The organism is Bacillus sp. FSL K6-3154 (assembly GCF_040869395.1).
GTDB lineage: Bacteria > Bacillota > Bacilli > Bacillales > Bacillaceae > Bacillus > Bacillus safensis.
The window spans coordinates 2,876,538-2,901,874 of sequence record NZ_CP152033.1 but is presented as its reverse complement, the minus strand read 5'-3'; the positions used below and the strand labels follow the sequence as shown (position 1 = coordinate 2,901,874).

The window sequence follows — 25,337 nt, the reverse complement described above, 5'->3', positions numbered from 1 at the left end:
AGACGACTGTTCCCAAAATTTATCGTTTTCTCCGGATACGGCCGCCTTGTCGTTGGTACGTTTCGCGTCTCGTTCCCATGATTTCTTCCCAATCTCGTCTTGTTATCGGATCAGCATTGCTCTTCTTTCGATTAGAACCAGGAGCAATGCGCTTTAATTGCTTCGTTGTTTCTACGGATAAAGAATCTCTGATCTTCATGTTCATACTCCGAATAAGCACCACCTTACGCTATTCGCTTAAATAGATTTTGCAATGATGACTACACTCCGAGAGGATGCCAAGTACAGTCAATCATCAAGTAAAATGAAAAACTGTCCTCGATACGGCCGCCGCAGACCAGCTGCTATCCAGGCTCAGAATGTCCCTCTCGTATGGCCACATTCCTCAACACCTTTGTTCCGTATCCAGATACGCCATTGATATGGGAAAGACGCGTCTCCCAATAAAAAAAGCGGACACCAATCAAGGCACTTAGAGTGCTCAATGATCAGCGTCCGCAGGTTCTTCCTTCTGGACAAAATATTCACGTTCGTTTTGCTTGTCTCTATCATATGATGATCCACACAGGAAAAAAGGTCCCTTTTTTATCCCCCTTTTTGTCGGCTTTTTCTCGGCAATACAAATAAAAAAGTGCCCATAAAGATGGACACTCTAGTTTTAAAAACCATGTTCAAAATCAATGTCATACAAATCAACCCATTCCACAAAATCAGGCATAGTTTTTGTACTTAAAAAGTGCTGAACAATTCTATATGCTTCTTCTCGACTTACATAACTGCATGATGGTACTTTCATTGGTTCTCCACCAACCAAATGCTCTATTGTTTCTATTTCAACATCCTTTTTCAAAGGGACTAAATAATTAGGATGTCTCATGATAAAGAATCCATATGGCTCATCATAAAAGAAAATAAGCCATTCATCTCCTCCCTCTACCTCAAAACAAGAATCTCCACTTCCTTGTTTCCAATAATCCGCTTCTTTTTCAAAGAAAATATTTTTAATAAATTCTTCTCCTGGATTTTCAACTGGTTCTTCAACTGGTCCATTGTATACAATCATGAGTTTTCCTCCCTAGAGAAAGAACGTCAAAAAGCACCCATTGCCATTTGAGCAAGTAAGTGCTTTATATTAATCAATCTACGTATTCTGCTGTACCAATAAACTGTAGTGTGTACTCACCTTTATTTACTGAATTAACAGCCAAACCGTCTTTCTCATAATTATAATTATAAATTAAAATAATGGTATTATACTTAGAGTTTAATTGGATATCATTAAATTGTTTTATCAATTGATCATCATATGAGAAATCAACCAGAAGTTCTTTTATATCATCTTCAGCTTCTGGAATCCAATCCTTTTCAATTAAACTCCTATCATAGTATCCCAGTTTAAATTCTTTCTCAAAAACAGATGGAATGCTATCACCATCATCGTTATACATAACTTTTGTGTAATTTTCCACCTCATCAAAATCACTAAAGTTTCCCAACCACAAAGAAACATCATTTTTCATTGTATTACCTCCTTAGCCCTTCCGGTAAATCCTGAACTCCATTTTTCATGCGTTTACTCGCCCATTCATTTAACTCTCTAACAAAACTTTCATAATCAGGAGCATTATCAATAATTTTTAATATTTCATTATGTGCTTTAGTAGAGCCCCGTCCTCCATGCCGTCCAGGAGGATTAACAAATTCAACATCTTTAGTTAGCGTCCTCAATTCTTTTATGCGATCCATACTCACATCCCACTTTTTAAATTGAGGTGTTCTTGCTACAAGATGCCACTCGTGGTAACCTCATGGCTGTCTGATCCTATCTTCAATTTTACTTCTCAAAGCAGGAACATTCCACGCTTTCTCAAATTCATCGACTGATAATTTATCAAACCACTTATTAAATTCTTTATTTCTAACAGAAGGAATATCAGTGCTCTTGCCAGCTCCCTTTACCCCCATTTTCCCCTGAAAACCTTTCGCCCCAAACGGTAAAAGCATCCCCAGCGCTGCATTCATACTCGCTTCCTGCTGTTCTTTCGAGATCTTATTTCCAAACATATCTCGGCCTGTGATCGCTTCGCTGAAGCCATTGGTTGCAGTGATGCCGTATAAGCCTTTTTGAGATGTTTTCAAGGCATCAAAGGATTTTTGTGATGTCTTGTAAATGTCGACTGCCCTGACTGCGGCTGATGTGGCTTGGGTCGTTTTATAGACGGCTTTCCCGCCTTTGAAAATGCGTCCTGCCCAGCCGACGATTGGAATGTAGCCCGCTGCTGCCATGCCACCTGCCGCGACTCGTTGGCCTGCGGTAAGCTCTTCGCCTGTAATTGGATCGACGCCTGTAGCTGCACGTTTTGCATCGTTCACACCGGTTAGCTCATTGACAATGTTTCCCCCATAATCAAGGGCTTTTTCATACCAAGGACGGTTGGCGAGCGCTTCTTGTTCCTTTGCGATCTCGCGGGCTTCTTCTTGTTCTTTTTTGATTTTGAGATATTCAGCAGTTTGTTTCTCAATATCGCTTTTTGCCTTATAGATTTCGCTATCTTGAAATGCTTTTTTGTCAAAATTCATAGGTGAAATGGATTTCCCGTCATTCGTGGCATTGATCATTTCTGCATACAATGCCATTGTAGCCTTCTCCTCAGTCTCTGACAAAGCATATTCATCTTTTAAATTTTGATCAAGTTCAATCAAATCCTTAATAGTCTTTTTCCGTTCATCTTCCGCACCTGCAATCTTTTCATCAAAAGTGTTACTATCAAATACCTCTAGAGATATGAGATCATCAATATCTTCGAAAATCGTTTTGAGTGCTTTTTTTTGATCCTTTACAATGCTTTTGGCGTTTTTGATGCCCATATGTACTGCATTGTCTAAAAAGTGTTCTTCTACAAAGGTGTCCCTGCCAAAGCTCGTATCATCAAGCGTACCAGATACACCATCATGAAAGGCTATTTGCTTGTCAATAAAACTGATAAACATGTCCACATTTCCAGACAGCTCTTTATAAAAGCTTTTAATGTTATCGGCACCTTTTCCAGTGAAATCATCACCGAGATTTGCCACGCCTTGTAGTGCCTTTTTTAAATCAACCATTTGTTCGCGGAGTTCCTGATAGTGTTTTGCCCTTGCGTCCATGGCACTTGTTAGTGCTTTTGCATCAAGTATCTTCCCCAGCAGAATTCACTCCTTCCTATTCATTGACAAGGTCAATTTTACCAACACAAAGTTTGTCATTAAATAGGAATAAAGATACAAAAAAAGCGCCCCTTGTTGAGGCACTCTTAAACTTTGGTTACACGGACACTGAATTTTGTATCTTAGTCAATGATTTTGAATAGTTTTCAGACCTAAACTTATATTCATCTGTTGTTTTATAATTCCTATCAGTTTTAACTTTAGCTATTGGCTCAAAAAATTTACCATATGATTCAATATACGGTGTATAATCACTAGTATCAGCACAAATAATGGTATTGTGATTTTTATGCCTTTTCTCACCGAAATATAACTTCACTTTTTTTATTGAAAGTTTATTAAAACCTTTTTCAAAGAACAGAAAATTTATTCCTCCTTTTTTGGCTTTTGATTTATAAGCTAAACAATCCGGTTTTCTATGCTCAATTAAATTAATTAATTTTTTCTCATCTAACATTAACTCTTCATTTCTTTCTATTTTTGAAAGTATCTTATCAAATTCAAGTTGAATTCCATCTATAATGACTAAGTCTTCATTTGTGTTTAGCGTTGGGAAAGTACTACTTTTATCATCATAAGCCATAAATGTTAAATAATTTTTATTACCACCATGCTTTTTAATTTCAGCTAAAGCAGTAGAAGTATCATCAGCCCAATAAGATATTTTTTCATGTGGGAACAGCCTTGAATGCCTTCCCTCACCGTTATTATCTCTTAAATTCCCCTTGTGTAGATCACTTACATTTTTTCCAAACACCCAATCCTCTACATTAACACATCTAAAAAAATTAAATTCAAAGGTTTTTAAAATAGGTAAATCTTTATCTCTTAAAACCCTAGCAAATATAGAATGATTTCTAAAAAGTGTGCTCATTTTACACCCCTTAATTTTATTGAATTTCAAGTTTACAATAAGTTTAAGTAAGAATTTCGAAATATCAACCTTTCTTTAATCGTTTGTATTTATCATCTTAAATCTTTCTAAAAATTTCTGAATATAAACAGCACTCAGATGATTCCAAGTGCTGTCGATAGTTTAAACGTAGCTTGCTTTTTCAATTTGTAATATCGATCTTTCTTTAATCCTAACTCTTCGCATACCTCAAGGTCTTTAACCATTCGTGAAGTAAGGTACTTCATGCGAATAATGTCTTGTTCAATTTCATCCAAGCTGTACTCTAGTGCTCTTTCTATTTGCCGCACCTTCAGATCCGAACAAACATTCTGATCTTTTAATCTTGGAAACAAAGTTAAGATGTCATTTGCTTTTTGCTCATCTAAGTTCTCTTGTTTAACTTTTAATGCTTTATAAAGCTTCAATTCATTTATTAATGTCTGACGGACCTGCTTTTCATTTACCTCTGGTAAAAGGTGAAGTACTTCAACAGTCAAGATTATTCACCACGCATATCACATCTATTTTAAAGCGTCTAACTCTACTTTATCATTTGCCCATAGAAATTTTGACTCAATTAAATGATCATCAAAAAAGTTTGTACCTTTTATAATGGATTTAAACTTCTCTCCTTTTTCGGAATAGACAACATTATAAAACAGCATTAATAATTCCATTGAAGATAACTGTGCCCTAAGAATCCCTCGGTATTTCTTTTTTTCTTTTTTATTCTCCTCTTCATCGGTGCTGAAAATTTCATCCTGTATAAATCTCACAATTCGATAGAGATTTCTATAATAGTGTCCAATTTCTTCTTCCCTTTCTTTATATAACTTTTCATATGCAATTCTCTTTAGATGAGAAGGCTTAAGTAATGTTTTCCTTCTAATTTGTTTTAAAAAATTGACTAACTCTTCCTCTTGAAAACTTTCAAAAAATTCAACGTTTGAAATTCTATAGTGACTTTCATTATTACCATATACAACAATTCGATAACTGTTTTTATTTGAGAAGTAATTTAATATATTTAAGTCACGTATAGATTCAGAAAAACGATGATCAATAGATGTAGCTGCAAATTCTACCTTTAATTTTTTTTTGCTAAAAGAGTCTTCAAAATTATTTTCAATATCTGATTTTATCTTTTTCATTAGTTTATTGTCCCCGAAATCTAAATTCTCATAGTCATTCAGGGAATTTTTCAAATAAGAAACTTTTCTATTATTTATATACATTGTTAATAATAGTTTTTTAAATTGATCGGGCTTTCTATCCTTTAGCATGTTCAATTGTTCTTTCCAATGATTTTCCACAACACTTCTATACTCACCCCTTAAGGATTCATAATTCTCATTAAAGTATTCTCGCCTTCCCTCTAAATCTTTTAATAGGTTATGATGTAAATTAATCATATTAAAAAAAGTACTCTCAAACTGTTGTTTAGTTAATGTTTTGTTTGTAAGCTCAAACTCTTCCCTAGTTTTAGCTAACTCTTCTCTCTGCGTCTTTAATTCAACTTGTTGCATATCAAGTTGCTTTCTTTGCATTGAAATACTGGCAATAACAAATAACATGCTTGCCAACGTTAAGAGGCCAACAGTTGTTCCTCCAAAAAAATCTCCTACTGGCCCTAATGCTTCAAATGTTTTTTTATCTAAATGATTTCTCACAAGAATTAATATTAGAGGAGTTAGTATCGCTACAACAATCACAACTCCCCCAGCAAACATCCATTTGTTTTCTTTAAACCGTTCTTTCATTAAATTATCTCCCATCATCCAAAAATCCTATAAATCATAACATGCAATCCATAATATAACAATAATCATATTAATTTATATCCATAATCATACTGGATCCTTATAGGTAAGCCGTTTTTTGAATGAATACTAGTCTTCCCGTAATCAGGAATATCTGATAAGTAGGCTTTGTGGTTAAGTCCATCTAAGATGAGTAGCTTTACTCTGCCAAACTCAATATGCTCTTCAATTTTCTTTGTAGTTATAATTTCAATAGGTAAGTTCATGCACAAGGCCTCCCATGTTATAATGAATTGTCGGGATTCATTAGAGTCGGAGCCTTGTGCTTTGGTTCTTTTTATTTGTCCAGAAAAGCTTGTAGATCACGTACGCACATTCTAAAGAGATGTTCATCATTTAAATCTAAGGACAAATCGATCAGAGCCTTTAATTCATCTTTAGTGATCGTTACATCCAAGTTTTTAGCCCAATGTTTAGGAACAGCCGTAGACTTTCCTTTAAGCGGCTTCACTAAAAGTTCATCTTCAGAGATTTTCACAACGTAACCAGATATATGAAACATTCTGCGATTAACTTCACCCAAAGCTTCCAACCAATCGCCTTCTACAATCTTACTCATTTCCTGAAGCTCCTTCCGCATTTAGTGCAAATTGGACCATTGAAAACCCGTGTGCAAAATTCCAACTCATAGCCTCGCTCAACTGAAACAAGGTTCCTACACTTAAAGCAAAAGAAGTGCTTATGTTTGAAGAAAAACTTGATTTTATTAATCATCTGACAAGCCTCCATCCTTTCCTGATCCGACTTTGCAGTTCATATTTTTTAAGTGGTTCATAGAGGTGGACGTGCTGTCCATCCTCTTCGCGATAAAGCAAGAACCACCGTTTGGAACGTTTGCGTGCCACCTTATGCAGCCCCATCTTCCTCATCTTTTTGATCATCTTTAGGAAGATCGTATTCATCTGGAACGCTATTATCTGAACCCTTTTCGTCTTCAGCTGCTTCTTCAGCATTTTCTTTTTGTAACGGTTCAGCTTCGTTGGCTTGATCCTCTTTCCAATCCCACCATGCTTCAGCAAGCGGAGCCACTGCTGCTCGGTAATCATTGATCAGATCAACGATGGTGCCAGATGACATCTCAAGCTTTGTTGCCAACTTACTGTAAGATTCTCCTTCAATGCGTCGTTTCACGATATCTGCCATATTCTCAGGGAAACCTTCCTGTTCTGGAGCCATACCTTCAATGATGAATTGATCCACCACTTCACGCTTAATTTCCATCGGCTTTTCTTCAATTTTTGGTTTTTCTTCTGGTAAACCAAGTTCAGCTTCAAGCTGTTCCGGCTCAGGATCAGCTATATGAACCACGCCGCTCTGATCCACTTGATAATTTACAATTGGTCGTTCAGTGTTTGCGTTGATCTGCACGTTATAGCGGACAATGTCACTTTCAATCTCTACTTTCACGTCCTTATCAATCATTTCTGCAAGGTTTTGAATTCTGTTGCCTAGCTCCTTTGTTGGCACTTCCAACACTAATTCGGTAATCCCTTTAGGCTTGTGATTCATTTTTTTAACCGTTCCATTGAAATTTATAAAAGACATATTTGTTCCTCCTCATGGGTTGGTATTAGAGTTGAGACTTCGACTTCAATTCTCGGTGTGCTGCTATAAAACTTGCTTACATGCAAATCAACAATTTGACTATCATCCTGCCAAATTACTTTATTCAGGCCATCTTTTATCCCTTTGATGTAGTTATCAACATCCGGCTTCTTAGCTGGACGCAATTCGCCTCTTTCGGCTGCTGCTGCTTTTTTCTTGCTAAAGCTTTTCAATAATGATTTATAGACTTTCACCTTCAATTCAAGAGGACCAGTCAGGAGTTGATCAGGTCGGTGATCGCTCGCAGCCAGCTTCACATAAGACTTAAAGTCTCTTGATTTTTTTGGATCATACAGCCTAGTCATGCCATTTACACTCGTAGCCCGCGGTCTTCCTTGTGCAACAGGTTCTGCGTAAATGGTGAATGCTATTTTCATTCGAATGCCTCCATCCTCGCGTTATATGTTAAAACCTTATTTCCTCGCTCACTCTTGGCTGAAATGACTATCATTTCAAGATCATAGAGTGATAGTTTTTCGAGACTTTCATTCTCACTTGGTTTATATCCAATGCGCTTCAATTCTTTGAGCAAGAACTGTTTGCGCTGATCGCTATTGATTGACATGTTCATTCCTCATTTCATAAAGCGGCTTCCATTTGCCGCGATAAGTTTACAAACCTTCCGTACTCTTTCATAAAGGCAGCATTAATTGTCCCAACCTCACCATTTCGCTGTTTAGCAAAGATGATTTCGACTATATTTTTCTGCTCACTATCTTTGTTGTAATAATCATCACGATAGAGGAACGTAACGATATCAGCGTCTTGTTCAATGCTTCCTGAATCACGCAGATCAGACATCATTGGACGTTTATCTTGCCTCTGTTCCACTCCACGTGAGAGCTGTGATAGCAAAATGATTGGGACATTAAAGCTTCTCGCCATATTCTTCAGCTCTTTGGTGATGGCACCAACCTCATAGTTTTTGCTCTCAAACTTACCGATCGGGGTAATAAGCTGCAAATAGTCAATGATGACTAAATGATCTTGATCAGGATGATCCTTTTTTGTTTTACGGATCTGGGACCGGATATCTGCGACTGTTTGAGTGGGTTGATCATGGATGTAAATATCTAATTTTTCGTATTCACCCATAGCTTTGTTGGCTCTGTCATAATCTTGATCGCTAAAGTACTTTTTTGGATTCCTCCACTTCGTGCCTTCAATTCTTCCAAGGCTGCTTAACATTCGATGAGTTAACTGTGTATCTGACATTTCGAGCGAGAAAATATCAGTTACTCCACCCTTTAGCGCGTTGTTACATCCTAGGTTAAGAGCAAAAGCAGTCTTTCCCATCGATGGACGAGCAGCTACGATAATCAAATCGCTTTTTTGCCAACCACCTGTCATAGCATTCAGGTCCGCAAGACCAGTGTCGACTCCTGTAAGATCTCCTTGATCTTCTTCCATGCTCATGAATATCTCCGTCAGAACATCCATTTTTGTCCGAGTGGCTTTAACTCCAACTTCTTGCACTTCAATAGTCTTTTGATAAAGCTCAGTAATCCCCTCATCGCATGGGGCATTAGCAAAAGCTAGAGCAGCACTTTGCAAATCTCTGAGTCTAAAAGCCTCGTAGATTAATGTTTCATAGGTCTCGAAAGCATGTTTTGAGGGAACAGTACTTGCAAGATTGGTTAAGTATTCAAAGCCTCCAATTGAATCTAAAAGGTCTCCCATAGATGCAGCGATATTGGCCAATTCAACAGGCTTGCCAAGCTTGTCCACTTCCCTCATCGCTTCGAAAATCCGTTTATGCCGTTCTTCAGCAAAATGTCTGGGCTCTAGTGCTGTTTCTTTAATCAGATCACCTTCAAGGATGATACAACCTAATAAAAACTGTTCAGCTTCTACGTTTCGCAAATTTTGCATTTTGTTCCCACGCTTTCTGTTTCGCTAAGAATTCATTTTGCTCTGGTTGTTTGATTTTGATTTCTGCGATAGCAGGTGGGAATCTCTTTTCAGCAATGTGCTGGTCGATCTTTTTCAAAACCTGTTCATAGGGTTGATCCTTTAAGTGGTCAAGCCAGAGTTTAATTCTTTCTTTTCCGATCGCGTCTGTAGTGAGTTCAAACCTTGGATAGGCAGCTGCAATCCTTGTTAGGATAGACATTGCTTGCTCTTGATTCATGCTCATCAACCTCCTCCAAATTTAATCCCATTTTCTTTTGCGTATTGAGCTAGAGCGTCTAAATTACTTTGTCTATGCTGCTTTGGTTTAAATTCAGAAACATTGTTTATAAGTGGCTGAGCTTGGTACTGCTGTGCATGCCAACGATCAAGAATCGCTGATTCAAGGTATACAAAAGATTTAATACTGTCTGCTCTATGCTTTGGTTGATATTGATCGAATACCTCGTCGATCCACTTCAATATGACTTCAAGTGGTATACGCTCCTTGAGAATCCTTTCAATGGCAGCTGAATCTTTTGGTGTTAACATCAACCCACCTTTTCGCGATAAGTACTTTTCTTCGATCTGGTGGAAAGGAGTTAAATCATTTTCTACTGAGGCTCTCTTTTCTTCTTCCTCTTCTTCTTTAATTCTTAAATTCTTTAATTCTTGATATAGTTCCGACTTCGTACCGCTTTCGTTCCGTCTTCGTTCTGCGATAGGTTCTTCTTCCGTTCTGGGTTCTGTTTCGTGATCACTCGAAAACTCTTGATATGACTCGTATTTCACAATGGTGAATAGTGTTCCTAGTTCCGTTTCGCTAACAGTGATGATGTTGTTCGTAACAAGTTTCTTAATTGAACGCATAATTGTACTTTTAGACAGCTTTTTTAGCCCTCTTCCTTCTTTATAAGCGAGGTCCTCACATAGTTTTGAGTACGATCTTATGTACTGGCCCTTATTTAAAACAACTCCATTCATTTTGAAGCCATCTTGATGACTTGCTCTCATAACTAATAAAGTGAACAGTCTAAAGGTAGTCACGTCATTCCATAATTCGTGTTCTAATATTTTTCGATGCAGTTTTACCCATCCAGTAGACAAATAACTTCCTCCTCTCCAACATCATCAATTAAGGCATTTTAATCTCACATAGAGCGTACATTCCACTGATCCTAATAAAAGTAAGACCTGGCTCATTTCTTTGGATATAACCCTTCACATACGCTCTAAATAAAGCAGCTTGATTACGACTTGATTTAGATAAAGACAGGTACACAAACGGAATAGGAACTTTAATGATTAGCTTCTCCCTCACTAGCTGTTCACCAGTTCGGAAAAATGGATAATGCGGTTAAGACGATTTGTAGATCGACAATACTTACACTTTTCACATCTTCTCGGTCTTTCTCCGCCATGCTTAACCTGAACGATCCGCTCCATGTTTTTTTCTATATCTTCTAACTCAATTTCCATCCTTGACTCATCAATATTGATAACTGCTTTATCTGGTGGATCTTCTTTTGATATGGCCACAATCAAAGGCTCTAACCAATTACTACGTCCTGCTTCCTGTCTTTCTATTTCCGCATAGAGAGCCATTTGAGCAATATATCCATAGGCTTCTACAAATGAACAATAGCCAAGCTCTTGATCCCATATTCTTTCCCTGAGAGAACGAGTTGTTTTAAGATCAGCAAAGCGACCACCTGCAGGGTTGAACACATCGAGTTTTCCTTTCCAAGGCACTCCGAACAGTTCGCCTGTGATAATTACTTCTTTATCTCCTTGAAGAACAAACATGCACAAGTCGTCATTCTGTATAGCTTCAATCATGAGATCAGCCAATTGATACTGTTTATACAATTGACCCTTTTGTGTAAATAGAGCAGGTGTGTTCATCTTAAATTCATCAAAGGCCTGCTCTCCTTCAAGCCAGGCATGAACATATTGACCAAAGAGTAGAGCTTCAGAGGACGGCGGCTGCCATTCACCGTTGAGTTTTGCCATTGTAGCCGCCTCACACTCTAAGAAACTCTTATATTGAGAATTTGACATATAAACTTGATCGATCTCGTTAGAGTAATAATTCTCCTTGTTGATTGTCGGAATCATCATTTGCTGGCTCACCAGCCTTTACATCACTCTCTTTTTGTTCCTGCTGCTTTAGAAACTCTTCTTCGATTTTTGATTTTGTAGCACCTGAAACTTTGACGTTGAAATAATCCTCTTTCTTTGCCATACCATCACGAAGAGAAGTGTAGATGCGTCCTATTTTGAGATAATCTTGCTCAGTAAAGGCATCTAATTTGCTACCGACATATTCCTCGACCATTTCCTTCGTAACACCAAAATCAGTTTTAAATGTTGTTAATGCTTTTCTTAACCGGTCTTCTAAAGGCTCTTTATGACCACTAATCAGCGTTCTTTGACACATATCAACTGCAGCATCAACAATGTCTCCTGGAATCACTCCAAGAATGCAGGCACGAACTCGACGTGCCCCTTGGTTTGCAACCAGTTCATAAATATCTCTTGGATCATTAAGCTTTGTAATGGCGCCTTTTGCTTTTCGTTCATGCTTTACCGTAAATATTTTGGTCTGACGAGTATTGGTTTCAAGATCCCACGCATAAGCCATAACAGAAGATTCTCCTGCTTTTTGTTCAAGTTCCATGATTCCGTAATCAATGTTTCCCCAATTCTGTGCCAGAGCTTCAGCCAGACGAATAGAAGGACCTGATACCTTTGTTCCACCTCGTGGATATTCGTAGACAGCATTCTCAGCTAATAGCCTACGCTCACACGCTTTCTTGATTCGTTCAAAAGCAGCATATACGTCTCGCGGAAACTTCTTTGCTATGACCATAGCTGCTTGTACTTCCTGTGCCTGCCGACTAACCATAGCTTCTGTTGTTACTGACGTTCCCGCTGATGGCTGTGAAGCTGCCATATAGTTTGAGTAATCAACATTTGACAATCCATTCATATAAGAAACCCCCATTGAATTTAGGTGACAACCTGCTTATAATAGTGGTTGACACCTTATTCTGTGTCTGGTTATTTAGATGAGTTCACTTGTGGGAGTGAGCTCTTTTATTTTGCTGTTTTAAATTCAAAATCAAGTTCCTCTGCAAGATATCGTTCTAGATTTTCTCGCAAGATCAATTCACCCGAATTTTTATCCTCAACATAGTCATCTTCTAGCAAAATTTCTGAACCATAAAAATCAATTCCAAAGTGTTCTTCTTGCTTCACCATATCTTTTGGATAGCCATATCTATTGATCTCTGTGATGATCGGATGCTCAATATTCATCTTCTTCCCTCCTCTTCTGTTTGGTGTAAGCATCAAAAAATCTCTAATTTTGAGCGGATCGCATCGGCCTTTAGTTGTTGAAATTTCTCAAAGGCTTGTTTATCAGGAAATTGGAACATTGGCTTACCTTTGTTAGTCATGACAATTGATCCATTCACTTGTGATAGATAGAATTGATCAGACTGTCTCTCACTGAAAGGTTTAATAACTGGTTTAGTTCTCAAGACTTCTTTCCTCCCTAACAGATTATTTGATGCTTATTCGCATCGTCCGACCGCGGATGGAGCATGATTTGAGGGGGTAGGTGTACACTGTCCCATCCGCAAGCCGGACGACAAGAATAAGCCTTGTCGTGATCTCTAAATAACGCTATAATGAGATCGATCATTTTGTTATTCATGGTTTGAAATGATTTAAGCAGTAAGTGTCGGAGCTTGCTGCTTTTTTCTGTTTTCTATTTCCGTTCTGATCTGTAATTCCAGAGCGGCTAATAAAATGAGCCCTTCCTCTGTATGACGCATCTTACATTGTTTCACGATATCTTTCGCCTTCATTAAGCGACTTGCTGTGAACAAATATTTCATCTAGATCAATCCTCTCAATCTATTTTTTAGTGATTTTGGATATTTGATTTTTGTAATCCTCGCAGCCTGTTTTAATAAATGAACCTTAGCTTGGCTTTCGTAACGCTGAATTTGGTTTAAAGATTTTGCTATATCTTTGTGAGCTGCTAATGCCGTATCTATATCCGCACTTTCTAATGCTTTCATTAATCTTTTTTGTAGTTGTTCAATACAGATCATTTCAGCTGTTATCCCTTCGTGATCAATACTCTTGAAAATCGCTTTTCTCATCTTCATCCTCCAAACAAAGCCATGATGGCTGTAATCTGCTGAGTGACTGCAAGTGGATCGACACCACATAAGGTTGCGATCATGGCTTCTTTTGCATTTGTCGCTTCCATCCACCGTACATATGTAGGAACATCAAGCATCTTTTGATCATTCTCAAATTTTGATATGCAGCTCCTTGAGCGACTTAACAATTCAGCCAACTTCTCTTGGGACATCCCAGCTCTTTTCCTTGCTTGTCGGAGCACTACCCCCAACCTCAACTTCCTCACCCCCTTATTGTTCCTATATAGAACATGTTGCGAATTGGAACAGAAAAACCTAAAAATCAGCTGTATTCTAAGGTGGTAAATTATTAATCATTCAACTGGCTGAAAATTGGATTCCATTTGTGCTAATTGCCATTCTTCAAGAACTTCTCTTTTAAAGAAAATTCTTTTTCTTACTCGGAAGAACGGTATTTGTCTTTCACGAACCATTGTGTAAACAGTGTCGTGATGTACCCCAAGAAAATCAGCTGTTTCATGAACAGTCATAGTTGATTTTGTTGGCATATCTTATCTCTCCTAGTCATTTAATTATATTTCTATTTTAGAAATTCACTTCCGGAAGAAATCCCTTATGTCACAGTCTAATTCTTTAGCCAATATCGGGAGATGGTTTGCTTTAAAGGCATATTCTCCTGTCTCATATTTCATATATGTTGAGGCATTTTTGAATCCTAGAGCCTTGGCCATTTGTTGCAAATTAATTTGTTTAACATGACGTCTCGATTTGACAAATTTTAAATCTAACATATTTCCCTCCTCTCGATTTCTGTTTTAGAAATCCTGTTGTTGATTTAATAATACATTTCTAAAAAAGAAATTTCAACTGTTTTATTTCTAATTTAGCAATTTATTTTTTTCTACATTGGAAAAATGTTAAGATTTATATTGCTAATATAGAAAGTTGGTGATTAAAGATGCTGGCTGTAGGCGAAAGAATAATTAAATTGAGAGAACAAAAACAGTGGAACCAAAAAGAGTTGGCTCAAAAAATCAATATGAATGTCAGTGTAATGAACAGAATAGAAAAAGGAACTCGTCCTTTAACTGATATTGAAATTGTGAAAATTGCTGAGGTTTTTGGGGTATCCACAGATTATTTGCTAACCGGGAAAGATTATAGGTTTGAAGCAGAACAACTTCTGAGATCAGGCAACGCGTCTACTGCTGCAAGTGATGGAAATTCTGATATAGAAAAGAGAATTGAAAGAATTGAAAGAGCACTAAGACTTCAGGAAGGTCGTAAACCAGGGGATAAGCAGAATGACTTCTATGGTGACTAAATAAAAGAATTCAATTACTTTCATACATGTATTTCATGAAAGGGGCGCATATTTTGAAAAAGACTTTTTTTTATGTACTTATTTTCTTAATAGCAACGTCTTTAACAGCGTGTAATTCACAGAATACAAAAGTAAATGAATCAAATGAAAAAAGCGATAAACAGGAATCTAATGAGGGTTCATCTGCTAAGAAGAAAACTAAAAAAGAAGCTGATGGAACACGAACTGCTCCTATACCTTTAAAAAAACCAATATATTTCGACGATTACATTAGTGCATCGGATAATGAATATACTGCTGAATTAAAGATGAATGTAGAAGAGGTTATTCGAGGAGATAAAGCATTTAATGTTTTATATAAGAGGAATAGCACAGTTTCTCAACCTAAAAAGGGTTTTGAATGGGCACTTGTTAAGGTCAAAGTGAAGATGACAAATTCTGAAACAGATGATGAACCTATACTATTCAGTCCAATTCTTAACTTTGACTTTTTTAGTAGTGATGGTTCTCCTTATTCTGAGGAAATTGGTACTGTTGTGCCAAAAGAATTTGAAGGCGAAGTATATAACGGTGGTTCACTTGAAGGTTATATAGTGAATCAAGTAAAAAAAGACGATGATTTTTTAATAGCTTATAAAAGTATATCTACTTCAGGTAAACTATTCTTTAAAACTAAATAAATAATGCCCATATTGGGCTTTTATTTTTACACTAAAACAGAACGTATGTTTCTAACTCATCTAAGAGCATTCTCTTTTAGAAAGGGGCTTATTAACATTGAGATATATAAATAGTCATTTAGAAGATTGGATTGAGTCATTCCTTAATAATATTGGCATAACTGAACCTTCACAATTAGATAAACACAAAATAGCTAATGATCTAGACATTTGGATATTTTATGTTAATGACACAAGTCATTATGTAGAAATTAACAACCTGTACACTATTTTTCTAAATAAAAAACTATCTAAAGAGGAACAATGGCAGGATTTCGCTCATGAACTTTGCCATATAGTTAGACAATCTAGCAAGTTCACTAATTTTCATTTGACTAAAACTTTATGGAATATCTATCAAGAAAGACAAGCGAATTATTTTGCTTATCATTTTTGTATCCCAACATTCATGTTAATTGATTTGGATTTACCCAAAAGACCTGAACTCGCTGTCTTGAAAGTTTCTAATATTTTTAACGTTACTCCTGAATTTGCAAATCACCGTTTAAATCTTTATTATCAAAAAACTTTTTCTCAGACAAGGGGTGTTTTATATGGCTAGCATTGAAAAAAGAGGAAACAATTCTTTTAGATTAATTGTTGAAGCTGGTCACGATATAAACGGAAAAAGAAAGAAAAAAACTAAAACCATTCGCATAGAAGATACTAAACTATTAAAGACGAAAAGAAGATTGCAAGAGTATCTCTCAGACCAGCTCTATCAATTTAAAATCGAAGTTTCTTCTGAAGAATACATAGAACCTGAAAAATTAACATTTGAATCTTTTATCGCTAAGTGGAAAGAGAAGAAGCTTTATCAAAAGAGCGGAAAACCATACTCTCTCACTACTTCCGATGTATATTGGAGACATTTAAAAAATCATATTCTCCCTGTCTTTGGCAATAAAAAAATGGAACAAATAAAAAGCCTTCATATTGTAGATTTTTTAGACAGTTTAAAAAAAGATGGCGCACGAAAGGATGGAAAACCAGGAGGTTTAAGTGGAGCCACTATCCAAGACATTTTTAAAATTTTACAAGTTGTTTTTAAAACGGCTACTGAAGAATGGAAGATCATTAAAGTTGATCCTATGAAAGGACTTCCTCAACCAGAACATGAAAAGCAAGAAATGAAATATTTTGAATCTGACGAAGCTGCTGAATGTATAAAAATTTTGTATCAAGAAGTTGATATTAAATGGAGACTTTATTTTTTAGCTGCTATGATTGGTGGTCTAAGACGCGGTGAAGGTCTTGCACTTGAATGGCATTTGGATGTTGATTGGGATCTCGGCGGCTTTCATATTAATCGTTCAATTTCCAAGACAGTTGATGGCAAACCCTATGTTAAAGAACCTAAAACAAGAAGTTCTAAACGTTTTGTAAAGATGCCTAACTGGTATATGGATGAATTAAAGCAGTACCATATCATGTGGAAAAAAGAAAAACTATTAGTTGGTGACTTATGGCAAGGAGATGATCACCAATATTTATTTCATAATGGTTTTGGTGAGCCTTTCCATTACACAACCCCTACTTCCAAATGGTCAAAAATCAAAAACAAACACAAATTAAAAAACATTCGGCTACATGATTTAAGACATACAATGGTCGCTCTCCTTATAGAGGCAGGTGAGAGCATTAATGCTATTCAGAAAAGAGCCGGACATGCTAGTGCTAAAACAACCTCAGATATTTATGGTCATGTCACAAACAAATTAGAATTTAACACCGCAGAACACTTTAATCATTTTGATCCTAAAAATACTGAGAAACAATCTGGCGGATAAAGTTCGTCCCCAATTCGTCCCCAACCAAAAGAAACGGAACAAATATTCGTTGTCAAAAAAACAAAAAACCCTTGCTATGCAAGGGTTTCAACGATGATTCCGACTGGGCTCGAACCAGCGACCTCTACCCTGTCAAGGTAGCGCTCTCCCAGCTGAGCTACGGAATCGGGTTATGTATCAGTTCTGGGCTTTCTGTTACTGACAGTCTCTATTATATAACCATCATCATGAGGCGTCAATGGTTTTGTTCAAAAAAGCCAAAAAGCCGGTATCCGCACCGGCTTTTCACTGACTTTTATGACTGATTCACAAGAACTGGCTTTAACTGATCAAGTGCTTGTTTGAAGTCGCGTTTGAGATCTTCTCCGTTTTCAACTCCGACACTTAAACGAAGCAGCCCATCTGTAATCCCTCTTTTTTCTCTTTCTTCTTTTGGCATAGCCGCATGTGACATTTTGGCTGGATACGACAGAATGGATTCGACGGCGCCGAGGCTGACGGCGAATACAGGTAATGTGACAGCGTCCACTAATTCTTTGACAGCCGCTTGGTTTTCTAGTTCAAATGAGAGAACCGCTCCTGCTCCGCTTGCCTGCTTGCGCTGAATATCTGCCCCTGGATGGTCATCTAAACCTGGATAGTATACTTTTTTCACCGCAGGATGTTCTTTTAGAAATGAAGCTAGTTCGAAGGCCGTTTGGCTGGCTTTTTCTAATCTCACCTGAAGGGTTTTTAACCCCCTTAACACAAGCCAGCAATCCTGCACGCCAAGGACCGCTCCGAAAGAGTTTTGCAGCGAATAGAGTTCGTCTCCGAGTTTCTCATCTTTCACCACAGCTAAGCCTGACAGCACATCACTATGGCCGCTTAAAAATTTCGTTGCGCTGTGCAGAACAACGTCAACACCAAGGTCCAGCGGACGCTGAAGCGCAGGTGTTAAAAACGTATTATCTAAGAACGTCAGACAGCCATGCTCTTTCGCAATCTGTACGACACCTTTAATATCTGTAATGCCTAGTGTTGGATTTGACGGTGTTTCCATGTAAATGACCTTTGTATTCGATTGAATGCCTCTTTTGACTTCATTCAAATCGGTCATGTCCACGAAGGTATGCTCAATTCCAAATCTTGAAAGAACTTGGGTGATCATTCGGAAAGTCCCCCCGTACACATCTCTTGTGACCAGGACGTGATCTCCCTTTGATAATAGAAGAAAAGCGGTTGAAATAGCAGCCATGCCTGATGCAAAGGCAAGCCCTCTCGTTCCTCCTTCCAGCGCTGCAATCGTATCCTCTAATGCTTGACGTGTCGGAGTTCCCGATCTGGAGTAGTCATATTGGCCAAATTCATCGAAGCTGCTTTGATGAAATGTGGATGCATGCTGAATGGGTACACTGACTGCACCTGTCGAACGGTCTGTTTTAAACGCATTATGAACGAGTTGTGTTTCAAGTGTCCAATCGTGTGTGGTCATTTGGCGTGTACCTCCTCTTTTACTTGTGAGAGTGCCTGTTTCAGGTCTGCTTTCAGATCATCTACATGCTCGATGCCAACAGAGAAACGGAGCAGCTTGTTACATACACCGTTTGCAATGCGAATCTCTTCTGGAATATCCATATGCGTTTGTGTCGCAGGATACGTAATGAAGCTTTCGACTCCGCCAAGGCTTTCAGCAAAACAAATCGTTTTCAGCTGCTTCAAAAATGGATTGACCCATTCCTCTTTGGCTACTCGGAATGACAGCATGCCTCCCTTTCCTGGGTAAAGCACATCTTGAATTTCTGGCTGCTTCTCTAAAAACTGTGCCAGCTCCTTCGCATTTGCCTCGTGCTGGCGCATTCTAAGAGCCAGTGTTTTCATTCCTCTCATTAAAAGCCATGAGTCAAATGGTGATAGAACCGCTCCAATCGCGTTTTGATGCTGGAACATGTCTTCAGACAGCTGCTCTCCTTTTGTCACCACAAGCCCTGCAAGAACGTCATTATGTCCGCCTAAATATTTGGTTGCGCTATGAATGACAATGTCCGCTCCAAGCGTAATCGGCTTTTGCAAGACTGGTGTGTAAAAGGTGTTATCGACAATCACCAAAGCGCCATGCTCTTTTGCAATCTTCGCTATTTTTTGAATATCTGCTTCCTGCATCAGTGGATTTGTCGGTGTTTCAATAAAGACCGCTTTTGTGTTTGGCGTGATTTTAGAGCGTAAACAGTCTTCATCTGAAAAATCATCATAAAGAAAACGTAATCCGTACTTTTTCCATTCGTTTTCAAACAAACGGTATGTACCGCCATATAGGTCTGAAGAGACGATGAGCTCATCTCCGCTTTCAAATAGAGCCATGATCGTTTGGATTGCCGCCATTCCCGAACTGAAGGCAAAACCGGCCGTCCCTTCTTCGAGTGAAGCAATTGCATCCTCTACAAGCTGTCTTGTTGGGTTTTTCGTTCGAATGTAATCAAATCCTGTAGATTCCCCTATCCCTCTATGTCTATATGCTGTCGAAAGATAAACGGGAGGACTGACAGTGCCAGTCACCTCTTCGCTACGGTTTCCAATCTGCGCTAATTTCGTTTCCACATGTTCTGTCATTTGACACCATCCTAAGTAAAAATCTGATTTCAAAACAGAAAACCCCTTCTTCATAAGAAGAAGGGGTTTAATCGCTTCCTCTTATCTTCCAAGCAAAAAAGCTGCTTGCTGGATTTAGCACCTTGGTACATCACATAAAGTGATGCATACCGGTTGCTGAGGTTTCAAAGGGCCAGTCCCTCCACCTCTCACGATAAGAATGTGTTGTCTGTCTGTTCTAATTCTTAATACTGTAACCCATTAAATCTCATTTTTCAAGGGGAAATGTCATGATTAATTAAAATTTTCTGTATTTTATAACAGAATCGATGTTATACGGTTTGATTGCATGTTAGCATATAGGAACAACGCTGTTTTTCATGTTACAATGAATGGAAACGTTTCACTTTATGATGAATTTGGTTAGCTGGAGGAATGGATTATGGTGAAGAAAACAGGAATCATTCAAGAAGAAACCTTACAGTCAAAAGAACTTGGGGCAGACATGACCATTTTGATCTATTTGCCAGTCAATTACTCCCCCCTTTATACATATCATGTCATCATTGCCCAGGATGGTCATGATTATTTCCGCCTAGGCAAAATAGGCAGACAGGCAGAAGAATTGATGCAAAACAAAGAAATGGAACGCTCGATTATCATTGGTGTTCCTTATGAAAATGTCACGGAAAGACGAAACACGTATCATCCAGATGGTACAAAGTTTGAAGCGTATAAACGCTTTTTAGCAAATGAACTGGTCCCTTATATTGATAAACACTATCCAACCTATCAAATTGGATCAGGACGGACGTTTATTGGTGATTCACTGGGTGCGACGATTTCCCTCATGACAGCCATTGATTATCCTTCTTTATTTGGCGGGCTGATTTTGCAGTCCCCTTACGTTGACGAGTCGGTTCTAGAAGCCGTCAAACAGTCAACAGCCCTTTCTCATTATGCCATTATCCATCAAATTGGGCTTGAGGAAACGGCTGTGAAAACAACAGATGGTCAGGTGCTTGATTTTGTTCAGCCGAACGAAGATTTAAAGGCCCTTCTTGAACAATCTGGTGCGGATTACTTATTTGAGACATTCGAAGGGGATCATAAATGGACGTTTTGGCAGCCGCTCATTGCGCCTTCGTTAAAAAGAATGCTCCCATATTCGTTAATCAACTGAATTTTGTTATAATAAACAATAATAAATACTTTCTTATTCAGGAGGGAACATGATGAAATACGGAGTTGTTATATTTCCATCAAAAAAATTGCAAGATATTGCGAACTCTTACCGGAAGCGTTATGATCCGAACTATGCACTCATACCGCCTCATTTAACATTAAGAACACCTTTTGAATTAACGGATCTAGAAGCGGCTGAGGTCGTCTCAACGTTAAGAGATTATGCAAAAAATGCTTCTCCTATTACGTTACGTATTAAAAAATTCAGTTCATTCGCTCCTGTAAACAACGTCATTTATATGAAAGTAGAACCGAACGAGGACATCATGGCGCTCAATGAAAGATTGTACGCAGATCCACTTGCTGGTACACCTGAATATGCCTTTGTTCCGCATGTGACAGTGGCTCAAAAACTATCCGATGATGAGCATTCAGACGTACTTGGCACATTAAAGCTGAGAAAGATTGACCATGAAGAAACAGTGGATCGCTTCCACCTTTTATATCAATTAGAGAACGGTTCTTGGACCGTCTATGAAACATTTATTTTAGGAGAAGAGGGTTAAAGACATTTGAAAACAGTCATCGTAACAGAACAAACACAACGCGAAGATGCATACTACGTTCGAAAAGAAGTATTCGTAAAAGAACAAGAAGTTCCAGTAGAGATCGAAATAGATGAACTAGAGGACAAAGCCACCCATTTTGTCATTTACAATGATGACAAAAAGCCTCAGGCAGCCGCTAGACTGCGGATCATTGAGGGTTCAAAGGCAAAGCTTGAACGGATTTGTGTGTTAAAAGAGGCGCGCTCCTTCGGCCTTGGCCACAAGCTATTAGAGGCGCTAGAAACAGAAGCGATTGCTAATGGAGCAAAAGAAGCGGTTATGCATGCCCAAGTCCAAGCTCTTCCTTTCTACGAAAAGAAAGGCTACAAAGCGGTTTCTGAACCGTTTGAAGAAGCAGGGATCACACATGTCAAAATGACAAAAACGCTGTCTGTTTGACCAAAAGAAAAGCCAGAGCATTCAAGATGCCCTGGCTTTTTCTTTTTCATTATCGTTCGCCACAGGAAGAAAGCGCAATCATTTATATATACGTATTGATATGAATGCCCTTGCCTTCCTCCATAAACATATCTCGTACAAAGCGTTCCCGCTTTTTTTGCTGTACTTTCGTTTCCGCTTCTGTCACTAAGTCCTCTTTTTTCTCCAGCTCTCTGTATATCTTGTCATGAAAGGTGCGAGTAACCTTTGTTACTTTCGCATAGTCTTCTTTATCATGAGGAGCTGGACGATTGATATATTGAAAATACAGATCCGGCTGAATCGGGGCTATATATCCCATCAAGAACGCCTCCTTTGCTTCTCTTCTATTCTACTATTCCCTAATTATGACTGTTTGAAACACGCCTCATTTGATATGATTAGATGTGTTTCGTTTTAAGATTGATTGACTATTGGAGGACTAGCTTTGAAATGCGCACGACGATATGATCGAACGATCTCATTACATATGTATTCGAGAGAACACTATCAATTCCTCCATGACGAGGGAAAAAAAGGACAATTATTCTGCCCATATTGCGGACAACCGGTCTTTTTTAGATTAAATATACATGATGAACCTGCCTTTATTCATAAGCACATGTCTCAGCAAGAGATATGTGAAAAAGCTGAAGAACAAGCAGATCATCATCAAACGGCTGAACAAGAGGAAAAGACTTCCTATAAAGAACTCGGCGGCTTCCGTTTTCCAACCGGCAAACAGATCATCTCGCAAACGAGCGAATCATATGACTGGCAGGAACCAAGGTCGATTCAATTTAGCGACGCCTTACATTTAGAAGAGAATGAAGAAGTTCATACGATCGACCTCTTCCCGCATATCACCTTTAGCACACCGCAGCTTCAAGCTGTCACACATTTAGATGGTCCGATGCTTGTGCTGGCTGGTGCCGGCAGCGGGAAAACAAGAGTCCTGACGGCTAGAGCGGCTTATCTCATGTCCCATCATCATATTCCTGCTCACCATATTTTACTTGTAACTTTCACCACAAAAGCGAGCAATGAGATGAAAGAAAGGCTGCGTAAGCAATATCAGCTTCATCCTTCACAAGCTAGCCAAGTGGTGACAGGCACCTTCCACAGTCTTTTTTATAAAATGCTGCTTCACGATGACGCAAGCAAATGGAACGGCCAGCATCTGATCAAGTTTGACTGGCAAAAGGAGCAATACATCCGAAAAGCCATCATGAATGAAGGACTTGATGAGAAAGACTATCCTACCGATCAAGTACTGCAATCGATCGGCTATTGGAAAAATGCCTTTTTACCAGGTGAACTTCCTGATTTGAAGGATGAAAAGGAAAAACACATGTGGACGATCTATCAATCATATGAACAGCAAAAACGAGATCATCAGCAATTTGACTTTGATGATATGGCGATTGCCTGCTTACATATGCTCACAGAACAGCCAGAACTGCTAAAACGGTATCAAGAACGATTCCAGTATATTTTAGTGGATGAATTTCAAGATATTAATCCAGTGCAATATCAATTGATTCAGCTTTTAGCCGGAGAATCAGAGCAGTTATTTTGTGTAGGGGATGATGATCAAGCCATTTACGCCTTTAGGGGTAGCAATCCTGCTTTCATTCTTGAATTCAAACAGGACTATCCTTCGGCTCAGATCGTCCATTTACATGCGAATTACCGGTCTCACCATACGATTGTCGCAAGTGCTGATGCGATTATTAAGAAAAATCAGCATCGTTATGAGAAGACGTTAAAAGCCGTGCGCGCGGAGAAAATTCCTCCGACGCTCTTCTATCCATATGACGAAGAAGAGGAAGCGACGATGATAGTCGCAGATATTCAGGAGAAAATTAAAAATGGTGCAAAGCCGAATGACTTCTGCGTGCTGTTTCGAACGAATACAGGCGGCCGTGCGATTTATGAACGGCTGCATCAATCAGCGATTCCATATGAGACGGATGCTGGCGTCAAAGCCTTCTACAGCAGACGAATGGTTCGGGTACTCCTCGCCTTTCTTTCCTTAAGTCAGGATGCAGATGATGTGGCCGCCATAAAACAGCTGCTGCCCGTTTTCTTTTTAAAGCAGCAAACCCTGAATTCACTAAAGGCACTGACCATCACAGAAGATTGCTCAATGATAGAAGCGCTTGGAAAACTGACAGATATACAGCCGTTTCAACGGAAAAAGCTGCAATCAATTGTTCCTTTGTTCCGAACGTTACGGACGTTAAAGCCATCGGACGCAGTGACATTTATTGAACAAAAAATGGGACTCGGGGATTACTTAAAAAAACGGGTGAACGATACGAATGTACTTGAAAAAGGAGCGGATGATGTACGTGATGTGAAAACAGCCGCCAAACGCTTTGAAACGATTGAAGCCTTTCTCGCACATGCCGAACATATGAAGTCTGCCGAAAAGGAAAAAACAGATGAACCCGGTGTTCAGCTCATGACGATCCACCGCGCAAAGGGACTTGAGTTCCAGACAGTATACATCACTTGTGTGGTCGACGGGGCACTGCCCCATGATTTCTCACTGGATGAACTCAGAAACGGTGATGAAGAAGCGCTGGAAGAAGAGCGCCGTTTATTATACGTTGCTATGACAAGAGCTGAACAATCTCTTTATCTGTCTGTTCCATCATTTAGACGAGGAAAAACGGCTCATCGTTCTCGCTTTTTATATCCTCTTCTAAAGAAAAACCGTGAATTATTTACGCAAAAACAACAGGCCCCCCTTTAAACGGAGAGCCTGTTGTTTATTTTTTGTTGTTCATCATTTTAGAGATTGTATTGAAATCAAGCTTTTCTTTTCCACTTGTAATCGATTGAACGATTTTGTCTTCCATTTCTTTAGGTACACGTTTGTTCGCAAGCTGCGCTACTTTTTTAATGACACCTCGAACGGTATTCTCATCTTTAAAGTTGGCATTTTGCAAAGAACCTGCAAGTTTAAACACATCATTCATATTCACACCGGTTTTGTTTTCTACGCTTTTAAAGAATTTATTATCCATTCATTTGCCTCCTCTTTGTGGAGTAATCACCTTACTATATGAAAATAGGCGAGATATGTGCCTATCCTAAAGCCTTGTTTGATCAAAGAGAAAGGA

Annotated in this window: 37 protein-coding genes, 1 tRNA gene and 1 riboswitch; of the genes, 8 read left to right on the top strand and 30 right to left on the bottom strand. The window is 38.6% G+C overall.

The features are described from left to right. Window positions 1–19 precede the first annotated feature (19 nt). The 25 genes from MHH61_RS14950 to MHH61_RS14830 form a co-directional block, all read right to left on the bottom strand. Window positions 20–199, bottom strand: a complete 180-nt coding sequence (locus MHH61_RS14950; RefSeq protein ID WP_125586445.1) for a hypothetical protein — start codon at window positions 197–199, stop codon at window positions 20–22. Between the two features lie 459 nt (window positions 200–658). Then, the gene (locus MHH61_RS14945) at window positions 659–1,063 is read right to left on the bottom strand and encodes a hypothetical protein (protein ID WP_125586447.1); all 405 of its coding nucleotides are present in this window, start codon (window positions 1,061–1,063) and stop codon (window positions 659–661) included. A gap of 73 nt (window positions 1,064–1,136) precedes the next feature. Then, window positions 1,137–1,520, bottom strand: coding sequence for an immunity 22 family protein (locus MHH61_RS14940; protein WP_125586449.1), 384 nt, complete (start codon window positions 1,518–1,520; stop codon window positions 1,137–1,139). 4 nt (window positions 1,521–1,524) lie between these two features. After that, on the bottom strand, window positions 1,525–1,746 hold the full coding sequence (locus MHH61_RS14935) for a hypothetical protein (RefSeq protein ID WP_368004456.1): 222 nt from the start codon (window positions 1,744–1,746) through the stop codon (window positions 1,525–1,527). 60 nt (window positions 1,747–1,806) lie between these two features. After that, entirely contained in the window at window positions 1,807–3,147 is a 1,341-nt protein-coding gene (locus tag MHH61_RS14930; protein ID WP_368004455.1) for a ribonuclease YeeF family protein, read from the bottom strand. Between the two features lie 157 nt (window positions 3,148–3,304). After that, on the bottom strand, window positions 3,305–4,081 hold the full coding sequence (locus MHH61_RS14925) for a hypothetical protein (RefSeq protein ID WP_125586451.1): 777 nt from the start codon (window positions 4,079–4,081) through the stop codon (window positions 3,305–3,307). 134 nt (window positions 4,082–4,215) lie between these two features. Then, complete coding sequence (locus MHH61_RS14920; RefSeq protein WP_125586452.1) at window positions 4,216–4,599, bottom strand: ArpU family phage packaging/lysis transcriptional regulator; 384 nt, start codon at window positions 4,597–4,599, stop codon at window positions 4,216–4,218. Window positions 4,600–4,623: 24 nt separating this feature from the next. Beyond that, the gene (locus MHH61_RS14915) at window positions 4,624–5,862 is read right to left on the bottom strand and encodes a putative phage abortive infection protein (RefSeq protein ID WP_164512164.1); all 1,239 of its coding nucleotides are present in this window, start codon (window positions 5,860–5,862) and stop codon (window positions 4,624–4,626) included. Window positions 5,863–5,927: 65 nt separating this feature from the next. Further along, window positions 5,928–6,128: an XtrA/YqaO family protein gene (locus MHH61_RS14910; protein WP_125586456.1), complete on the bottom strand. Its 201-nt coding sequence runs from the start codon at window positions 6,126–6,128 to the stop codon at window positions 5,928–5,930. A gap of 71 nt (window positions 6,129–6,199) precedes the next feature. After that, window positions 6,200–6,481, bottom strand: a complete 282-nt coding sequence (locus MHH61_RS14905) for a hypothetical protein (RefSeq protein ID WP_125586458.1) — start codon at window positions 6,479–6,481, stop codon at window positions 6,200–6,202. A gap of 287 nt (window positions 6,482–6,768) precedes the next feature. Next, window positions 6,769–7,467, bottom strand: a complete 699-nt coding sequence (locus MHH61_RS14900) for a helix-turn-helix domain-containing protein (RefSeq protein WP_125586460.1) — start codon at window positions 7,465–7,467, stop codon at window positions 6,769–6,771. Beyond that, the gene (locus MHH61_RS14895) at window positions 7,455–7,904 is read right to left on the bottom strand and encodes a RusA family crossover junction endodeoxyribonuclease (RefSeq protein WP_125586462.1); all 450 of its coding nucleotides are present in this window, start codon (window positions 7,902–7,904) and stop codon (window positions 7,455–7,457) included. Before MHH61_RS14895 ends, MHH61_RS14900 begins: the two co-directional genes overlap by 13 nt. Continuing rightward, on the bottom strand, window positions 7,901–8,092 hold the full coding sequence (locus MHH61_RS14890) for a hypothetical protein (RefSeq protein WP_125586464.1): 192 nt from the start codon (window positions 8,090–8,092) through the stop codon (window positions 7,901–7,903). The genes MHH61_RS14895 and MHH61_RS14890 overlap by 4 nt, the downstream gene beginning before the upstream one ends. A 14-nt stretch (window positions 8,093–8,106) precedes the next feature. Continuing rightward, window positions 8,107–9,399: a replicative DNA helicase gene (dnaB, locus tag MHH61_RS14885; protein ID WP_125586466.1), complete on the bottom strand. Its 1,293-nt coding sequence runs from the start codon at window positions 9,397–9,399 to the stop codon at window positions 8,107–8,109. Then, window positions 9,371–9,658 (bottom strand): replicative helicase loader/inhibitor, encoded by a 288-nt coding sequence (locus MHH61_RS14880; RefSeq protein WP_095285472.1) that lies wholly within the window; start codon window positions 9,656–9,658, stop codon window positions 9,371–9,373. Before MHH61_RS14880 ends, dnaB begins: the two co-directional genes overlap by 29 nt. A gap of 5 nt (window positions 9,659–9,663) precedes the next feature. Further along, window positions 9,664–10,524, bottom strand: a complete 861-nt coding sequence (locus tag MHH61_RS14875; RefSeq protein ID WP_125586468.1) for a hypothetical protein — start codon at window positions 10,522–10,524, stop codon at window positions 9,664–9,666. A gap of 213 nt (window positions 10,525–10,737) precedes the next feature. Then, window positions 10,738–11,538 (bottom strand): PD-(D/E)XK nuclease-like domain-containing protein, encoded by an 801-nt coding sequence (locus tag MHH61_RS14870; protein WP_125586472.1) that lies wholly within the window; start codon window positions 11,536–11,538, stop codon window positions 10,738–10,740. Continuing rightward, entirely contained in the window at window positions 11,498–12,409 is a 912-nt protein-coding gene (locus tag MHH61_RS14865) for a hypothetical protein (RefSeq protein ID WP_125586474.1), read from the bottom strand. The genes MHH61_RS14870 and MHH61_RS14865 overlap by 41 nt, the downstream gene beginning before the upstream one ends. 107 nt (window positions 12,410–12,516) lie before the next feature. Further along, entirely contained in the window at window positions 12,517–12,738 is a 222-nt protein-coding gene (locus MHH61_RS14860) for a hypothetical protein (RefSeq protein WP_125586476.1), read from the bottom strand. A gap of 32 nt (window positions 12,739–12,770) precedes the next feature. Continuing rightward, window positions 12,771–12,962, bottom strand: coding sequence for a hypothetical protein (locus tag MHH61_RS14855; RefSeq protein WP_125586478.1), 192 nt, complete (start codon window positions 12,960–12,962; stop codon window positions 12,771–12,773). 189 nt (window positions 12,963–13,151) lie between these two features. Further along, window positions 13,152–13,322: a hypothetical protein gene (locus MHH61_RS14850; RefSeq protein WP_164512165.1), complete on the bottom strand. Its 171-nt coding sequence runs from the start codon at window positions 13,320–13,322 to the stop codon at window positions 13,152–13,154. Next, the gene (locus tag MHH61_RS14845) at window positions 13,323–13,592 is read right to left on the bottom strand and encodes a hypothetical protein (RefSeq protein ID WP_101677360.1); all 270 of its coding nucleotides are present in this window, start codon (window positions 13,590–13,592) and stop codon (window positions 13,323–13,325) included. Between the two features lie 2 nt (window positions 13,593–13,594). Continuing rightward, a complete protein-coding gene (locus MHH61_RS14840) occupies window positions 13,595–13,807 on the bottom strand; it encodes a helix-turn-helix transcriptional regulator (protein WP_046344952.1) in 213 nt (70 codons plus the stop codon). 141 nt (window positions 13,808–13,948) lie between these two features. Further along, the gene (locus MHH61_RS14835; RefSeq protein WP_101677361.1) at window positions 13,949–14,143 is read right to left on the bottom strand and encodes a helix-turn-helix domain-containing protein; all 195 of its coding nucleotides are present in this window, start codon (window positions 14,141–14,143) and stop codon (window positions 13,949–13,951) included. Between the two features lie 45 nt (window positions 14,144–14,188). Beyond that, window positions 14,189–14,386, bottom strand: coding sequence for a helix-turn-helix domain-containing protein (locus MHH61_RS14830; protein ID WP_046343209.1), 198 nt, complete (start codon window positions 14,384–14,386; stop codon window positions 14,189–14,191). A gap of 167 nt (window positions 14,387–14,553) precedes the next feature. Here MHH61_RS14830 and MHH61_RS14825 point away from each other — a divergent pair, with 167 nt between their 5' ends. The 4 genes from MHH61_RS14825 (at window position 14,554) to MHH61_RS14810 (ending at window position 17,428) form a co-directional block, all read left to right on the top strand. Then, a complete protein-coding gene (locus MHH61_RS14825) occupies window positions 14,554–14,919 on the top strand; it encodes a helix-turn-helix domain-containing protein (protein WP_241218554.1) in 366 nt (121 codons plus the stop codon). A gap of 53 nt (window positions 14,920–14,972) precedes the next feature. Then, window positions 14,973–15,599 carry a DUF4352 domain-containing protein gene (locus MHH61_RS14820; RefSeq protein WP_164512166.1) on the top strand — a complete coding sequence of 209 codons (627 nt, stop codon included), beginning with the start codon at window positions 14,973–14,975 and terminating at the stop codon, window positions 15,597–15,599. A 97-nt stretch (window positions 15,600–15,696) separates the two neighbouring features. After that, window positions 15,697–16,200, top strand: a complete 504-nt coding sequence (locus MHH61_RS14815) for an ImmA/IrrE family metallo-endopeptidase (RefSeq protein ID WP_101677363.1) — start codon at window positions 15,697–15,699, stop codon at window positions 16,198–16,200. Next, window positions 16,193–17,428 carry a site-specific integrase gene (locus MHH61_RS14810; protein WP_125586480.1) on the top strand — a complete coding sequence of 412 codons (1,236 nt, stop codon included), beginning with the start codon at window positions 16,193–16,195 and terminating at the stop codon, window positions 17,426–17,428. Before MHH61_RS14815 ends, MHH61_RS14810 begins: the two co-directional genes overlap by 8 nt. Before the next feature lie 94 nt (window positions 17,429–17,522). On the opposite strand, the gene MHH61_RS14805 is transcribed toward MHH61_RS14810, so the two are convergent. The 3 genes from MHH61_RS14805 to MHH61_RS14795 form a co-directional block, all read right to left on the bottom strand. After that, window positions 17,523–17,595 (bottom strand) — tRNA-Val (locus tag MHH61_RS14805). A gap of 128 nt (window positions 17,596–17,723) precedes the next feature. After that, window positions 17,724–18,902 carry a cystathionine beta-lyase gene (gene metC / locus MHH61_RS14800; RefSeq protein ID WP_075622836.1) on the bottom strand — a complete coding sequence of 393 codons (1,179 nt, stop codon included), beginning with the start codon at window positions 18,900–18,902 and terminating at the stop codon, window positions 17,724–17,726. Beyond that, window positions 18,899–20,017, bottom strand: coding sequence for a methionine biosynthesis PLP-dependent protein (locus tag MHH61_RS14795; protein ID WP_125586482.1), 1,119 nt, complete (start codon window positions 20,015–20,017; stop codon window positions 18,899–18,901). Before MHH61_RS14795 ends, metC begins: the two co-directional genes overlap by 4 nt. Window positions 20,018–20,095: 78 nt before the next feature. After that, window positions 20,096–20,217, bottom strand: a riboswitch (SAM riboswitch). 221 nt (window positions 20,218–20,438) lie between these two features. Between MHH61_RS14795 and MHH61_RS14790 the strand changes: the two genes are divergently transcribed. Genes MHH61_RS14790 through MHH61_RS14780 form a run of 3 tightly spaced genes read left to right on the top strand, consistent with a single transcriptional unit; the run spans window position 20,439 to window position 22,188 of the window. Next, window positions 20,439–21,179 (top strand): esterase family protein, encoded by a 741-nt coding sequence (locus tag MHH61_RS14790; RefSeq protein WP_075611257.1) that lies wholly within the window; start codon window positions 20,439–20,441, stop codon window positions 21,177–21,179. A gap of 52 nt (window positions 21,180–21,231) precedes the next feature. After that, window positions 21,232–21,747: a YjcG family protein gene (locus MHH61_RS14785; protein WP_024426454.1), complete on the top strand. Its 516-nt coding sequence runs from the start codon at window positions 21,232–21,234 to the stop codon at window positions 21,745–21,747. A gap of 6 nt (window positions 21,748–21,753) precedes the next feature. Beyond that, on the top strand, window positions 21,754–22,188 hold the full coding sequence (locus tag MHH61_RS14780) for a GNAT family N-acetyltransferase (protein WP_075622833.1): 435 nt from the start codon (window positions 21,754–21,756) through the stop codon (window positions 22,186–22,188). An 82-nt stretch (window positions 22,189–22,270) separates the two neighbouring features. Here MHH61_RS14780 and MHH61_RS14775 read toward each other — a convergent pair whose 3' ends face one another. Further along, the gene (locus MHH61_RS14775; RefSeq protein ID WP_125586484.1) at window positions 22,271–22,528 is read right to left on the bottom strand and encodes a hypothetical protein; all 258 of its coding nucleotides are present in this window, start codon (window positions 22,526–22,528) and stop codon (window positions 22,271–22,273) included. A gap of 126 nt (window positions 22,529–22,654) precedes the next feature. On the opposite strand from MHH61_RS14775, the gene MHH61_RS14770 reads away from it, so the two are divergent. Next, a complete protein-coding gene (locus MHH61_RS14770; RefSeq protein WP_125586486.1) occupies window positions 22,655–24,967 on the top strand; it encodes an ATP-dependent helicase in 2,313 nt (770 codons plus the stop codon). A 16-nt stretch (window positions 24,968–24,983) separates the two neighbouring features. Here MHH61_RS14770 and MHH61_RS14765 read toward each other — a convergent pair whose 3' ends face one another. Continuing rightward, window positions 24,984–25,241 (bottom strand): stage VI sporulation protein F, encoded by a 258-nt coding sequence (locus MHH61_RS14765; RefSeq protein ID WP_034282022.1) that lies wholly within the window; start codon window positions 25,239–25,241, stop codon window positions 24,984–24,986. Between the last annotated feature and the right edge of the window lie 96 nt (window positions 25,242–25,337).